The following is a 14,561-nucleotide window of genomic DNA, read 5'->3' on the forward strand; positions in this document are numbered from 1 at the left end:
TCGGTGCGGGAGGTGCCCCTGTGTCCGAATCCGGATTGTTCGGCAGAATCGACGCACTGGTCGCGTCGAGGTCCGTGCTGCCACCACCGTCGGAGCGCAAGCGCCTGCGTACCGCGCACGGTCTGACCCTCGACGAGGTGGCCGCCGCACTCGACGTACGCCGGGCGACGGTCAGCGGCTGGGAGTCCGGCAGGACGGAACCCAGACCACCGGAACGGGACGGATACGCCCGGCTGCTCAGCCAACTCGCGGAGCTCTACCCCGCACCTCCCGCGGCCCCCGGCCCCGAGCCGGACCCGGCAGCCCCCGTCACGGCTCCCGCAGCCCCGTCCACCGCCACCGGCGCCCCGGCACCGGCGGAGGACAAGACAGCACCCGCCGCCCCTGCCGGGACCCCGCCCACTCCCGCGCCTGCACCGGCCCCGGTCACGCCTGCACCGGCTTCGCGGCGGCCGGCGAAGAAAACGGCGAGGAGGCCGACCCCGGCGGAGCCCGCGGCCGACCCGAGGTTCGAGAACGGCCCCCTGGCCGTGGTCGACGTCGAGGACGGCCAGACGTCGGCGTACTGCGTCGGCGGCCTCGTCCTGGACGTCCCCGCCCGCTCCCTGCCCGCGCTCATCGAGTGGACCCTGACGGAGGCCCGCCTCGGCCAGCCCCGCCTGCACCGCCACGGCCGAGACGCCGACCCGGTCCTCGTCCTCACCCCGGCCGCCCTGGAACGCTACGGCCTGCCCACCACCCTGACGGAGGAGGAACGCCGCACCGGACGACTCCCGGACAGCCACAAGACGGTCAAGCAACTCCTCAAAGCGGGCTGGCAGCTGACCCAGCGCGGCTTCGGCCCGTGGGCACGGATCTACCGCCCCGCGGAAGGCTCCCGGCGCCACTGCGTCCAGGTGTGCATCCCCGCCTGGAACGCCCTCGACGTCCGCGAATGGGACCGCAAGGACGCCCCGCTCCTGCCGACGATGCACCCGGCCGACCTCGCCCGCTACCTCGGTACGTACGCGCAGCGGGTGACGACTCCGCGGGGCACGACAGCGGTCACCGGCCTCGAACTCATGGTCGCCCTGCGCCCGCCGACCCGCGCGGAGCGGGACGAGACCACCGGCGAGTGGAAGCGGGCGTTCAACCCGGACGCGCTGACGGCCGTGCACGACGTGGTGGAGTGCGAGGTCCCCGACGAACACCCCCTCCTGAAGGGCAGATTCGCCCGCCACCACCTGCGCGGCCCGGCCGAGATGCTGATGGAGGAGCCCTACGACTGGTGCCGTCCGCTGACCGACGAGGAGTGCGCGAACCCCTTCCTGGTCGCGATCGACGTGAACATGTCGTTCGCGGCGGCGGCGAACGGCCTCACGGTCGGCCTGAACGGCCCGACCCACCTGACGGACAACCCGCCGTTCGACGCCTCCCTCCCGGGTTCGTGGCTGGTCGACCTGTCCCACACCGACCTCTCCCGTGCCCGGATCGACGGCCACGGCATCGACGCCCAGCGCCTCCCGTCCCCGTTCACCCCGTCCGGTGAGCACCCCGACGGCCCGGCCTGGTACGCCACCCCGACGGTCGCGTACGCGGTGGAGCTGGGTTTCGAGGTCGCCCCCATCGAGGCGTACGTCCGTACGCACAGCGGCCGTTACCTGGACGCCTGGTACAAGCGGCTGCGGGACGCGTACGTGGCGACGATGGCCGACCTCGGCGTCACCACCGACCTCGCGGGCCAGGACTTCCTGGACGCGATGACCCGCACCGGGGATGCCGACCCGGTGCTGGGCCTGCTGGCGGGTGCGGTGAAGGCGACGGCGAAGGGCGGCATCGGCAAACTGCGCCAGCGCAACCGGGGCCAGGTGCCCTACTACGAACCGTGGCCCGCGCTGGCCCGGGAGACCTGGCGCCCGGACATTCGGGCGGCCGTCCTCGCCAACCAGCGCATCGGCATCCACCGCAAGCTCATGAAGACCGCCGCCCTGGCCGGCGTGTACCCGGTGGCGATCGGCACGGACGCGATCGTCTACCCCTCTGAGGGCCCGTCACCGCTGGACGTTCTGCCGCACACCACGGACGGGAAACCGCTGCCGGGCGGTTTCCGCCTGGGCGTGTCACCAGGCATGGTGAAGCACCAGGGCACGAGAACGGTCCTGTGGGCGGAGGAGCAGTTCGAGGAGGCGGGCACGGTCTTCAACCTCGCCAACCTCATCAAAGCGGGCCCCGGCACGGACGAAGGGGAGTAGCCGACGATGACGGACTCGGTCGGGGACGGCCTGGACGCCGCACTGGAGTCGGCGTTCACCCGCCGCATCCCCCAAAGCGCCCAGGCACAGATGAAGTACCTGGTGAAACAGCTCAAGGGCACCAGGGCAGCAGCCGAGGCGCTCGGCATCTCCCAGCGCACCGTGGAACGCTACGTGGCGGGCAAACTCAAACGCCCCCGCCGTGACCTGCGCGAGCGCATGGAACAAGAGGTCAGAAAGCGCTGGCAGCCCCAGGTCCGCGCCCGCGCCAAGAAGAAAGCCACCTCCACCGACGGCGTCATCGTCTCCACCCGCGCCCGCTTCGGCTTCACCGCCGCCCCCGGCACCACCGACGACGCCCGCACCCGCGACATCACCCAGGCCCTCCCCCCGCACTGGGCCCAACGCCTCTTCACCGCCCGCGACGCCGGCGCCGACGAACACCAGCTCCGCGCCATCGCGGCGGACGCTCTGGCGGAGATGTACTTCCGCAACAACAACACGCGCGCCGCGGGCCTGGGCGTGGAGTTCACGGACGTGACACACATCCGCATCGACCTCTAGGGGCCGGCCTGGACTGTGGCGGTTTCTGCTCCGGGGTAGAGGAGCCGGACGGGGATGGGTGGGCCGGGCAGCGGGTTACCGGTGCCCGGCCGGGGCTGGTGCGGTGTGCGGTGCTCAGCCGAAGTTCACATCGCTGCACCACATGTAGGCCTGGTCGAGGTGTGAGGCCTGCCAGATCACGAACAGGATGTGGTGTCCGGTGTAGCCGGAGGTCTGGACGGGGAACGTGATGTCGTTCGCCGGGGCGAAGCGGCCGGTCTGCGTGATGAAGTCGAGGTTGCCCCAGCCCAGGGTCTGGGTCTTGGGGTTGTAGCCCTGCTTGCTGACGTAGACCTTGAAGTAGTCGGCGCCGTGGGACGCCTGGTTGCGATGTGCCGGTTTGGTGTCAGTGGGTGGGTGTCAGTGACGGCACATCAGAGGTGGGTGTTTTCGATGGTCGGGTGCTGAGGACGGGCGGGGTCACTGTCGTGGGGCGGTTTCTGTAGCGGTGCGGCTGTCATGGGGCGGTACACCCCACTCCGCTCCACTGTCTTGAGAACGGCACTTCTGATCTTTCCGAGGTCTGCGCGGCGGCACGGTGGTCTGTGTCGGTTTTGCGCGGGCGGAAGGGGGCGAGGTGGGGGAGCCGGGTGCGTGGGGTGAGGTCACGGCGGGGTTGAGGGTGTCCAGACCGGTGCTGGTTGCGCGGCTGCTGGAGCTCGAGGCTGCCGGGGCGTTGACCACGGCGCATGTGCGTGCGGGCGCCCAGGTCGGCGGGGTGAATGTGCGCACGGTGTGGCGCTGGCTGGATGCGGCGCGGACGGAGGGCCGCGTCGAGCGCAGGCCGCGGCCCCGGCTGGAGTTGTCCGACCAGATGTGGGAGGCACTGGCTCAGGCGGGCGGGAACGTTGCGGCGCTGTACCGGCACCTGAAGGCGGCCGGGGGCGAGGTGCCCTCCCTGGCGTCGTTGCACCGGGCGGTGCGCCGGGACCTTCAGGCCGGCAGGGTCCTGCCGGACCGCGCGATGGCGCGGCGGGAGCGGGAAGAACAGCAAACGCGGCAGGCACTGGCTGACCTCGCTCTGGCCGGACCGAGTGAGGCAGGCGCGGCGAAAGTGGCTGCGCGCCGGCTGCCGCGTCTCGTACCAGAGGCGACCGGGAGCTTGCCGGTGGGGAAGAACGGTGCGCTTGCAGGTGTGGCGTTGCCGGCGGGCGCGCAGCTGGTGAGGACGTCGTTGGTGCGGGCCGTGACCGAGGCGGTCGGGCAGGCGATGGCGGCCCAGGGCGCGGTGTGTGTCTTCGGCAATCCGGGCCGGGGCAAGACCGCCGCCGTGCGGATGGCGCTCAGCGAAGTGCCCCCGGGCTGGAAGGTGACGTGGGTGCCGGTACCGGTGCGCCCGTCGGTGGCCGGCATAAGGCGTGCGGTATTCGACGCGCTGGCGCTGCCGGGCCGCTTCCCGCACACCTCTGGGCTGGCCGACGCCGCGGTCACGGAAGCCTTGGGTGAGGCGCGGGTGCTGGTGGTCGATGAGGCACAGCGCCTGCCCGTGCCGTGCCTGGAGTACCTGCAGAGCCTCTGGGACCACCCCGACACGCGGATCACGCTGGTGCTGGTCGGGGCGGGCAGCGAGCGGGCGCTGTCCCGGCTGCCGCAGCTGGCATCGCGTATCGGCGCATGGCAGGAGGTTCCACGCTTGACCGGAGCGGAAGTGGCGACCGTGGTGACCGGCTTCCATCCGCTGTGGCGTACCGTACCGGCCCCGGATCTGACGTGGATCGACCGGTCGTGCGCGCACGGCACGTTCCGCACGTGGGCCGCTTTGACTGCGCACCTGCAGAACGCGCTGCTCACCACCGCTGATGCATCCATCGACCGGGCCTTGCTGAGGCGGCTGTTTAAGCGGGTCGCGCCGCCACTGTGAACGGAGCGCTCCTGCAAGAGACGGGAGGGCGATCGCATGCTCCCGGCCACCGGCAAGCACACGACGTCCCACCCGCGTGAGGGGAGCTGACATGAAGGACGGCGATGCCATCCGCCCAGACGGCGGACTGCCTGCGGCGTCGAGGACGGCGCTGCGCGGTCCGGCCGTGCGGCGGCTGCTCGCACTGCGGGCAAGGAAGAGGCTGACAGCAGGACACGTACGGGTGGCCGCGGATGCGCTTGGAGTGTCGGAGCGCACGGTGTGGCGCTGGCTGGCCACCGCTCAGAGCGATGAGACCGCGGCCGCCAACCCCGGCGCACGCTCCCGGGTCGATGCAAGGTTCACGGTCACGCCCGAGGTCCGTGGGCTGTTGGCGCTGTGGAAGGGGAACGTGCGGGCGGTCCACCGCGAACTGGTCCTGCGTGCTGCCAGGCAGTCTCCGCCTGCAGACGCACCGTCGCTGACGACGCTGCACCGGGCGATCCGCCGTGATCTGACGCCGGGGGAGCGGGCCGGACTTGCGGGAGGGGAGCGGGCGGCGCGCAAGCACGATGTATTCCTGGCCCGGCCGCGGGGCTGGCGCAATCAGGCGTGGGAGACCGACCACATGCAGGCCCCGGTGCTGGTCGACGTCGAGGGCAAGGCCCGCAGGCCGTGGATCACCTGGTTCACCGACTGCGCGACGAACGCGGTCACCGGCGTCGCGGTCACGCCGGGGGATCCGTCGCGGGAGTCGGTGCTGGCCGCGCTGCGCTCCGCGGTCCTGCGTGAGGAACCCTACGGCCCGTTCGGCGGCGTGCCCGAGAAAGTGCGGGTGGACCGTGGCAAGGACTTCCTGTCGAGGACGGTGACGGCCGCGTTCGATCTCCTGGACGTGACGGTGGAGGACCTGCCCGCCTACACCCCTCACCTCAAGGGCACCGTGGAGGGCCTGAACCGGGCGGTGGAGAGCATGTTCCTGGCCGCGCTGCCCGGCTACGCCTGCCAGCCGCGCCCCGGCAAACGGGCTTCTCGTCCGAAGGACGAAGTGCTGCTGGGCTTTGAGGACTTCACCGCTCGGCTGCTGGATTGGACCATGTGGTGGAACACCGAGCACCGCCCCGCGCCCTTGCGGGGCAGGACTCCGCTTCAGGCGTGGCAGGACGATCCCACCCCGCTGCGGGACGTGCCGGCCGCGGATCTGTGGACGTTCACCCTGGAGGACGCCGGCACCCGCACGCTGACCACCCGCGGCATCCGCTTCAAAAAGCGCGACTACGTGGGGCCGTGGATGACCGGCCAGGCCGGGATCCAGGTCCGCATCCGCTTCATGCCCCACCACGACCACCGCATCGAGGTCTACCACGCTGCCACCGGCCGCTACCTGGGCCCCGCGGACCTGGCCGATCAGGCCACCGACGAACAGATCAGCGCCGTACGAAGGGCGCGGTCCGCTCGCGCACGCCGCCTGAAGAAGGACCTGGAGGCCTCGCAGCGCGAGCGCTACGCCGCCGTGAACCAGCCCGAGGCACCTCAACGGCTCGGCGCGCTGACCGGTGCGCAGGCCGAGGCCGAACTCGCCCAGACTGCCGACTCCGACCTCGCGCAGCTCGCGATGCCAGACCTCATCCCGCACGCCGCGCCCCCGGCCGACTGGCGCACCCCGGCTTCCCTGGCCGCGCTGACCACGCCAGGCCCGCCCGCCCGGCACCCGTACGGCCGTGACGGCGCTTCCGCCCCCGACGGCCCGGGCGGGCGGGCCGCACCTCCCACCACCGATGAAGACGGAGACGCCTCGTGACCGCGGCCACCTACCAGTACGTCGACCTGCCCGACGCCTCCGTCGTCACCACCCGCGCCCTGCTCACTGCCCGGGAGAACATCAGCGACACCGTCGCTGCCCGCGCCATGATGTGCATCCACGGCGGCGCTGGCTTCGGCAAGACCCTCGCCGTCAACACCTGCCTGCGCGCACTCGAACCCAGAGAGGACGTCCGCAAGATCACCTTCCGGGCCCGGCCCACGGCCCGCGCGGTGCGCTACGAACTGTTCACCGCGCTCGACCTGGCCGGCGAGCCACCGCGCCACCCCAGCGAGTTCGACCGCCTGCTGAAGACGGCCCTGGCCGAACGCCCCCGCACCTTCCTCGTCGACGAGGCCCAGTGGCTCAACGGGGAGGCCTTCGAATACTTCCGCTACCTCTGGGACGAACCCTCCACCCAGCTCGCCATCATCTTCGTCGGCGGCGCGGGCTGCCATACCGTGCTGCGCCGCGAACCGATGCTGTCCTCCCGGGTCTTCATCTGGCAGCAGTTCACACGCCTCACACCCGACGAGGTCCTCGAGGTGATCCCGCTCTTCCATCCGGTCTGGGCCGACGCCGACCCCGACGACATCACCTTCGCCGACAGCCACGCCGCACACGGCAACTTCCGCGCCTGGGCCCAGCTGACCGCACACACCCGCACCGCCCTGGCACGCACCGGCCGCCCCCGCGTCGACCAGGAGCTGCTGCGCTGGGCCTTCAGCCGCCTCGCCTGACCACACCGTCCATGCCTCCCGCCCCGCCGCTGCCGTCCGTCACCGTGGTTCTCGACCGTCACGACGACGTGCTGCACACGCACACCGCTCTGGCCGCCCATCATCCGCCGTCCGGCCGGATCACCCTGCACCCCGGCCCGGGCACCACCAGTGAAACCGGCCTTGCCCACGACCTTCTCGTCGCCCTGGGCAAACCGCCCCTGCTCCCGGGCCGCTTTCCCGGCGGCCGCCAGCCCGCCTGGGAAGCCACCACCGCCTGGATGACCGCCCTGCCCGTCACCCGGCTGACCGTCCTGCGCGCCCACCGCCTCACCGCCCGCCGTACGATGCGCCTCCTGCAGCTACAGGCCCGAACCGGTATCCACCTGACCCTGGTCTGCCACCGCCCCCACCTTCCCGCCGCCCTGCACCAGGCCCTGCGGACGGTCGACTACTCCGTCACCGCCGACTTCGAGGCTGCCCGCCGCCACTACTACGGCACGCCTGTCACCGAACCCCCGCCCGCAGAGGAACCCGCCGAGTCGGCCAGCCGGTGGCTCACCCTGCCCGCACTGGACCGTCTCGTCTCCTACGACAGCCCTCGCCCCTGCGCCAACCCATGCATGCCACCGCTGATCGCCTGGCGGCACCGCCCACCGCCCGCTCCTCTCACCGCGCACACCGCCCAGCGAGTCGCCCACCGGCTGCACGCGGCGACCGCACATCCGCGCCTGGCCGCGGCCGTCGTCGCCGCACTGCTCACCGGCGCCTCCCTCCAGCAACTCGCCACCGCTCGCCCTTGCGACTACGACGACGCTGCTGCCACGCTCGCCCTGCACGACCGCGCCCGCTACACCGACGGCTGCGCCGCCCACCCCGTGCCACCCTGGGCGGGCATTTTCCTGCGGGCCGCGGCCTGTTTCACCCGGCTCTTCTCCGGCGAGGATCAGGAACTGCTTGCCGCGCCAGGTGACCGTGGGCACCTGCTGCGTGTGGCGGAGACGGCCAGACTGCGCCCGCCCCAGCCGCCCGCGGCCCGCCGCAAAGGCCCGGCCGGCCTTGTGGAGTGGGACTGGCGAGAGCGGCAGGAAGCCGAGAGGTACGAAGCCCTCCCGACCACTCGCGTCAGGCCCTCGGGATGCTGAACACCCTGACGCGTTTCGCCTCGAAGAGGCAGGCTCATCCGATGGAGAAGTCGGCGAACTCGACGTCGCTGAAGGCGATGTGCAGACCGTGGGCCCGGCGGCCCCCGTCACGGAAGTAGGCGTGTCCCAGCGCGCGGGCGAGGATCGCCGTCTGCTGCTGCTCGCCTGCGTCGGCGTCCCGGGCGGCGAACAGCTCCCGCGCTACCTCTCCCGGTAGGTCCTGGGTGATCCATCGCACCCGCGGGTCGTCCGAGGAGCCGGCCGCAGCAGCGAACCCGAATCGCGCCCGGGTATGGAAGACGAACCCCTCCGCCTCGGCCTGGGTACGCAGGCGTGCCCGTACCCGGGGCTGCCATCGGGCCAGGACTGCTTCCTCGATCGCCCGGATCTGCGTCGGGCCTGGAGGACGACGCGCTCCTGGTTTCTTCGTCACCCACCGCTGTACGGTGCGCTGCGACACCCCCAGCACGGTGGCCACCCGCCGGGTGGAACCACGGTGTGCTGCCAGCAAAAACCGCAGGCGGGCCTCGGTGCTTGAAGGAACGGGGCGGGTGCGCAACGCGCGCTCCAGTGCCTGCTCGATCTGTCCCACGTCCGCCTTTCCCAGCGGCCAGCCGGCAGAGCCGACACCTGCAGTCCGTCGCCTCAGTTCTCCCACGTCCTCTGCCACCGCCTGCCAGTTTCTGCATTCTCGGGACAGCGCTGGCTGAGGCAAGCTACAAGCCCGTCCCATACGCGGAGAACACCACCGCCTCGTCGTCGCCGACGAAGGGAAGAGCCGGCGGCCGAGCCGGTATCCTGCCCGCAGGGCCGACGCCCTGGGCTTCGCCGACGCCCACACCGCACCCGGATACCCACACCGTCCGGAACATCGGTGGAAGGTCTTCCGGGATCAACGGACCGCTCGACGAACACTTTGACGATCCATCGAGCCGGGGTTGCCGTGTGGGGGCGAGAACCCGGTGCCGAGAGGACCCGTCCATGACCAAACGCACTACCGAGCAGCAGCGCGCCCGCGAACTCCAGCGCACCTCACGCGAGCAGGGCACAAACCTCAGCTACCACGAAGCCCTCAACTGGGTACGGGCCACCGCCGAGGCGCAGGCTGAGAATCCGGGCAAGATCGCCGTCTGCGTACCGCACGCGCACTGCATCATGATCTTCGGCGCGGACGAGGACCCCGAGTACATCCGTAAGTCGATCACGCCGACTCCCGCGGCCGAAGCCGAGCTCGCCAAGGAGCTCCTCCAGCGGAGGAACGCGCTGATGCGCGACCATTCCAAGGCGGAGATCATGGCCATGATCATCAGGAGACGGCGCGTTTCGCCCGCGGATCTCGCACGCTGCACCAAGCAGGAGCTCGCCAGCGATCTGGTAGACGGCGAGGACAGCCGCGAGCGCTATGAGGCGTACGGGCGGGTGGCGCTGATCAACGGCAGGCCGACGCGTGACTCACGACCTCTTTGCGGAGGCGTCGGCTGCTTCGGCCACGACAGCGCAACGCCTTGGCCGCAAACCCGCGCGCGCTTCCGCACCCAAGGGCCTTGCATCGACGCACAGTAACTTGCACTGGGCACTGATCTATACGGCCCGCGAGCCTGCAACACGACGGACCCTGCCTCGGTGGCCTCGTGCTGGTGGTGGCGCGGGCTCGGCCGTACGCGTGGCCGTCGTGCTGCGTACGAGTGCCGGCGCCCGGGTCTCGGTGGCCGGGGCGCGCATGATGCGCCAGATGGTGCGCGGCGCGGTGACGACGTGGACCAGGACGACGACGGCTTGGCGGACCGCGCCGCCCCGCGCACCTACGCGCCGATGAACCCTCTTGGTCCTCAGGCAAGCCGTCCGACCACAGCCACGGCTGCATTCGGTTGATCTTGACGCTAGAGCAGGCCGCGCTGGCGCGCCCATTGGCTGACGGCACCGGAGTTCCGCTGTGAGAACAGGTGGGGACGAAGTTCCCCGGAGCGCGTGATGAGCCCGGTCTCGGGATAGCCATATGCCTGGAGAAGCTCGTCCGCGAGTGCTGCGGTGGCCTGGAGGAGACCACGGCCGAGGTCTGCGAGGTCGTCCAGGAGAACGCCGGCGTGTGCGGTGGCGTAGTTGCACGGCTCGGGCGCGAGGGGAAGTCGCAGCCCAGATCCCGGATCGACCCGGTCGACGCGGAAGGGCACAGGGTCAGGCCGATTCAGATCCAAGTATCTGGCTTGGGTTGGGTGCTCAGCCATATCCGCTACCAGGGCGACGCGAGCGTGTGCAGGACCGCTGGCGGCTGCCCGGTCACGCGCATGGGCTGCCAGGAAGGGCAGTGCAGCCAGCAGCGGATACACAACTTCGCCGGGTTCTGCGGTGAGCATCTGTTCTTCTTCGTCCTCATCCAGAAGCACACGCGCATGTAGAGCGATGGCGATGCTGGCACTGCCGTCACGGTGCAGTTCGGCACGGGCGGAACGTCGTCCACTGCCTTCGCTCACGATGAGTCGTCGGGGACCGACACTGACCCGGCCGAAGTTGTGAGACCCCTGGCCGGGGAAAAGCTGCGTAGCCAAAAGCTCTCGCTCGTAGCGAGCGAAACGATCGGAATCGATGACCATGTCGCCGGCCTGCTCAGGGACAAGTGTTGTGATCAGGTGCGGGGTGGTACGCGATACCAGCGCGTCGACGATCTCCTCTTCGACGTAAGCCATGCGCTGGTCGCGCTCGGCAGCTGCCGTGAAGCGCGCACGGTACGCGGTGGCCACATCTGTCTCAGTAAGCCACTCGGTCTTGCTACCGCCGCGCCGGGGGTAGCGCAGGGCATCCGTGGTCAACCTGGTTGGTCGGGCGGTTACAGCGTGCGGACCATAGGGACTTCGTGGAACAGCGAGCAGCAGGAATCCGGTGCCCGAGGAGCCGGGCTTGGGGATAGGAATGGCGTCGTAGGGGACAGGCGGCGCTGTGCAGGCGGCGATGACCTGTCGGATGTGCCTCAGGTGAGCGTCGTTCAGATCTACGTCGAAGACTTTGCTCGGCACCCCCCTGGCTTCCGCCATGCCGAGTACAAGAAGGCCGCCGGTATGGTTGGCGAAGGCGGCGATGTCCTTGGCCAGTTCCTCCTTCCCACGGTCGTCAGTGGCGTAGTGCGCCTGTTTGTAGTCGAGATCCTCGTTCTCAGCCGCCTCGGCGTTGCCGACGAGGTTAGCGATCTCGCTGTAGGTCACGTTGTCGAGCCGCTTACCCAGAAGGCCTTCGATCCTGCCCAGTCGCGTCACCATGGCCAGACCCTACTGTTGCTCAGAACCCGCAACACGCAGGTCGATATCGAGTGCGGACAACAGGCCAGTCGAGCTTCGGCGTTGCCAGGCCAAATGCCTTTCATCCGCGACGCGTATGGCTATGCCCACCGCATCCCGATCGCGGACAGCTGCTCGATCCGCTCCGGGGACAGCGTCGCGGCCCGGCTGCGTTGGTTCCCGATCCATGCGCCGAGTCGGAGCCCTCGTTCCTCCTGGTCCTCGCCGGTGCCGAGCACGATCGTCTCCACGTGCTTCCTGGGTACCCGGAGATGCCCCTCGCGCTCGAAGTACTGCTTGGCGGCGAGAAAGTTGAGTGCCCACTTGTCGGCCTGGGTACGGCGCGGCTGCGGCTTCTCGTCCTCGGCTGCGGGTGTGATCCCGAGGACCTGCTCGCACATCCACTGCTGCACCGTGGTGAGGTTGTCCCAGCCGAGCCGGACCGAGCGCACCCACCGGCCGAGGTCCTCGCCCTGGTGCACGACTTCGCCGGGCTCGGTGGGCAGCGGGCGGCCGGCCTCCAGGTGGAGCCGGACGAGGTGGAAGGCGCGCTGCCACTCCACCGGCCAGGCCGGGCACCACGACGGGTCGATGTCCTCCAGCTGCTCGCGCCGCTCGTCCGACAGCGTCCCGGCCGACGACTGGACCGGCAGTCCCTCGGCACGCCGCTGCTCGATCTCCTGCGCCTTGCGGGCGGCGGCCCGCGCGTTCTTCAGCCAGATGCCCACCCGGTAGCCCTGGAAGGTGGCGTCCAGCGGGGCCAGGAGGTGGCCCGCCTCGGCCGCCCACCCGCGCGCGGCGGACAGGCCCTCCTCCCATGCGACGTCGTAGTGGCTCCACACCATGCCGAGCTTCTCCAGCTGGGCGACGCGGTCCTCGTCCATGTCGCCGCGGGCGTAGAAGCGCCGGTTGTCGGCGATCCACTGCCCGAGCGGGAACCCGGCGAGCGAGGCCGGCCACCCCTCGGCCTCCACCGCCTGGTCCTCGCCGCCGGGCACTCGGTACGTGAACGGGACCTTGAGGTCGCCGTGCTCGCGGGTGTAGATGACGGCGGCCTCAACCCCGCGCCGCCAGTGCTCGCGCTCCGGGTTGATCACCCGCAGGTTGATGAACGCGGCGAGCGCGGCCGGGTCGCGGGGAGTACTGAACTTCAGCAGGGCCTTGGCGGGGACGCTGACGTCTCCGGAGCCCTCGCCGCCGCCCATGCTCTTCCCGCCGTCGTCCTTGCTGACGGGCTTGTAGCGGCTCGGTGCCTGCTGCTCCGCGAGGCTCTCCACGATCCGCGCGTCGTGCGCCCGCAGCGCCTCCAGCAGCTTGGCCAGCCCGCCGAAGGCACGGGAGGTGAGCATGTTGTCCGCTGTCTCGCCCGGCCCGAGCAGCACGGGCACCACGAGCGAGGCCGTCTTGCCCTCGCCGGGCTGCATCCGCAGCGCCCGCCCGACGGCTTGGACGAGGTCGGGCATCGAGCCGCGTACGTCCGCCCAGTACACGGAGTCACATTTTTTGGTATCTACGCCCTCGCCCAACACCTTCACCGAGCACAGGAAGCACTTCTCCACCACGGTGCCGTCCGTGGCGATCCCGGCCGCGAACTCCCCGAGCAGGCGGCGGCGGTGGAGCGGCTTGTGCTCCCCGCACAGCCAGTCCGCCCAGATCGTCTTCGGGTACAGCTCGGGGTCGGATGCGTGCAGATGCGCGGCGACGTCAGGGAGGCCGGCCGCGAACGCTTCGGCCTCCCTCACGAGGTGGTGGAAGACGAGCGTGCGCCGGAAGTTCTCCTCCGCGGACGACTTCACCAGGGCGGTCTGCAGCGCGGCGAGCCGGGCCCCACGGACCTCTGCCGAGCGGCTCTCCGCGCCCAGGAGCTGCACGGCCTGGAGCGCGGTGTCGGTGACGTCCACGCACACGACCTGGTAGGGGGCACAGATTCCCCTATCGATGGCCTCCGAGAGGGTCAGAGTGAAGCAGCGGCTGCCGAAGGGGCTCTCGGGGTCGTCTTCCATGCTCGCTACCAGCTCGCCGGGCGCGCCGGCCTCGTCATCGTCCCCGAGCTGCCACAGCCGGGGCGTGGCCGTCATGTAGAGACGGCGCAGGGACGGGATGCGGGTGTGGTCGTGGACGACCGCCCAGGGCTTGCCCAGCCGACCCGACGTCCGGTGCGCCTCATCGACCACGATCAGGTCCCACCCCGGAAGGCCGGCCTTGTGGGCGCGCTCCAGCGTGCCGAGCCCGAGGGAGGCGTACGTGGCGAACACGGTGACCTTGTCGAACGGCCGCACCCAGTCGACCAGTTCCTCCACGTCTGTAGTGTTGGGGAAGGTCACGTCCTCGCCCCGCAGGGACGAGACCCCGATCATCGGGCCCGTACGGCCTCCCTCGCGCCACGCGGCCTCGGTCTGGGTGAGCAGGTCCAGCGAGGGCACGAGCACCAGCACCCGGCCCGCACGGAGCTTCTCCGCACTGCGGGCCGCGACCCGGGTCTTCCCAGACCCGGTCGCCATGATCACCTGAGTCCTGAGACCCCTCTCGGATGCAAGTGATCTTGCAGGCAATTCGAGGGCGCGGACAACCGCATCCACCGCTTCCTGTTGGGCCGCCTCACGCTGATCGGTTCGGCTTGTGGTCGACATATCCGTCTGCCTTCTCCTGGGCTCTTACCTGGGCAGGAAACAGGAAACCTGCACGTAGAAGGCTCATAGCCGGTTACGGTGAACCTAACCGGAACCGGGGCACAGCCTCGGGCCAGTAGCGGGGAAGCGTGATCAAAACCCGGTCAAGCTCCCTTAGTGGTGCTGCTATCTGAGTCCAGAGTCTAGCTTTTGCTTCAAAGTGAAGCACTCAGAACCCTTAAGTTCGCTCGAACGTGGCTGAATTCTGTTACTGTTGCCTTATGGCCACCCCCGAAAGCGACTTGATGGCTGGTCAACTTGCTCCCCTGGAGACCGGTTCGGCC

10 protein-coding genes and 1 pseudogene are annotated in these 14,561 nt (G+C 70.2%); 7 read left to right on the plus strand and 4 right to left on the minus strand.

Annotation, left to right across the window (positions count from 1 at the left end):
* Nucleotides 1-20 precede the first annotated feature (20 nt).
* Nucleotides 21-2,231 (plus strand): telomere-associated protein Tap, encoded by a 2,211-nt coding sequence (tap, locus tag PV682_RS18260; protein ID WP_319731024.1) that lies wholly within the window; start codon nucleotides 21-23, stop codon nucleotides 2,229-2,231.
* Between the two features lie 6 nt (nucleotides 2,232-2,237).
* Nucleotides 2,238-2,795, plus strand: a complete 558-nt coding sequence (tpg, locus tag PV682_RS18265) for a telomere-protecting terminal protein Tpg (protein ID WP_112475354.1) — start codon at nucleotides 2,238-2,240, stop codon at nucleotides 2,793-2,795.
* Between the two features lie 114 nt (nucleotides 2,796-2,909).
* On the opposite strand, the pseudogene PV682_RS18270 reads toward tpg (PV682_RS18265), so the two are convergent.
* Nucleotides 2,910-3,161: pseudogene (locus PV682_RS18270) on the minus strand (lytic polysaccharide monooxygenase); the annotation flags it as partial.
* 307 nt (nucleotides 3,162-3,468) lie between these two features.
* Here PV682_RS18270 and PV682_RS18275 point away from each other — a divergent pair.
* From PV682_RS18275 to PV682_RS18290, 4 genes are all read left to right on the plus strand, one after another.
* Nucleotides 3,469-4,695: an AAA family ATPase gene (locus PV682_RS18275; RefSeq protein WP_319731028.1), complete on the plus strand. Its 1,227-nt coding sequence runs from the start codon at nucleotides 3,469-3,471 to the stop codon at nucleotides 4,693-4,695.
* Nucleotides 4,696-4,861: 166 nt separating this feature from the next.
* Nucleotides 4,862-6,475 (plus strand): Mu transposase C-terminal domain-containing protein, encoded by a 1,614-nt coding sequence (locus PV682_RS18280; RefSeq protein WP_407705703.1) that lies wholly within the window; start codon nucleotides 4,862-4,864, stop codon nucleotides 6,473-6,475.
* The gene (locus tag PV682_RS18285) at nucleotides 6,472-7,215 is read left to right on the plus strand and encodes an ATP-binding protein (RefSeq protein ID WP_141583245.1); all 744 of its coding nucleotides are present in this window, start codon (nucleotides 6,472-6,474) and stop codon (nucleotides 7,213-7,215) included. The genes PV682_RS18280 and PV682_RS18285 overlap by 4 nt, the downstream gene beginning before the upstream one ends.
* A gap of 11 nt (nucleotides 7,216-7,226) precedes the next feature.
* Nucleotides 7,227-8,339, plus strand: coding sequence for a hypothetical protein (locus PV682_RS18290; protein WP_319731032.1), 1,113 nt, complete (start codon nucleotides 7,227-7,229; stop codon nucleotides 8,337-8,339).
* A gap of 34 nt (nucleotides 8,340-8,373) precedes the next feature.
* On the opposite strand, the gene tpg (PV682_RS18295) is transcribed toward PV682_RS18290, so the two are convergent.
* Nucleotides 8,374-8,931, minus strand: a complete 558-nt coding sequence (gene tpg, locus PV682_RS18295; RefSeq protein WP_319731034.1) for a telomere-protecting terminal protein Tpg — start codon at nucleotides 8,929-8,931, stop codon at nucleotides 8,374-8,376.
* 389 nt (nucleotides 8,932-9,320) lie between these two features.
* On the opposite strand from tpg (PV682_RS18295), the gene PV682_RS18300 reads away from it, so the two are divergent.
* Complete coding sequence (locus PV682_RS18300) at nucleotides 9,321-9,902, plus strand: hypothetical protein (protein ID WP_319731036.1); 582 nt, start codon at nucleotides 9,321-9,323, stop codon at nucleotides 9,900-9,902.
* Nucleotides 9,903-10,219: 317 nt separating this feature from the next.
* Here the strand turns inward: PV682_RS18300 and PV682_RS18305 are convergent, their stop codons facing one another.
* Together PV682_RS18305 and PV682_RS18310 are read right to left on the minus strand one after the other, a co-directional pair.
* Nucleotides 10,220-11,590, minus strand: coding sequence for an AlbA family DNA-binding domain-containing protein (locus tag PV682_RS18305; RefSeq protein WP_319731038.1), 1,371 nt, complete (start codon nucleotides 11,588-11,590; stop codon nucleotides 10,220-10,222).
* Nucleotides 11,591-11,709: 119 nt separating this feature from the next.
* Nucleotides 11,710-14,238 carry a DEAD/DEAH box helicase gene (locus PV682_RS18310; RefSeq protein ID WP_319731040.1) on the minus strand — a complete coding sequence of 843 codons (2,529 nt, stop codon included), beginning with the start codon at nucleotides 14,236-14,238 and terminating at the stop codon, nucleotides 11,710-11,712.
* Nucleotides 14,239-14,561: the final 323 nt, after the last annotated feature.

The organism is Streptomyces niveiscabiei (assembly GCF_033794345.1).
In the GTDB taxonomy this organism is placed as follows: Bacteria; Actinomycetota; Actinomycetes; order Streptomycetales; family Streptomycetaceae; genus Streptomyces; species Streptomyces niveiscabiei.

Coding starts and splice junctions, on each gene's coding strand:
- tpg (WP_112475354.1), top strand. CDS start 2,238: ATGACGGACTCGGTCGGGGACGGCCTGGACGCCGCACTGGAGTCGGCG.
- PV682_RS18290 (WP_319731032.1), top strand. CDS start 7,227: ATGCCTCCCGCCCCGCCGCTGCCGTCCGTCACCGTGGTTCTCGACCGT.
- PV682_RS18300 (WP_319731036.1), top strand. CDS start 9,321: ATGACCAAACGCACTACCGAGCAGCAGCGCGCCCGCGAACTCCAGCGC.
- PV682_RS18305 (WP_319731038.1), bottom strand. CDS start 11,590: ATGGTGACGCGACTGGGCAGGATCGAAGGCCTTCTGGGTAAGCGGCTC.
- PV682_RS18310 (WP_319731040.1), bottom strand. CDS start 14,238: ATGTCGACCACAAGCCGAACCGATCAGCGTGAGGCGGCCCAACAGGAA.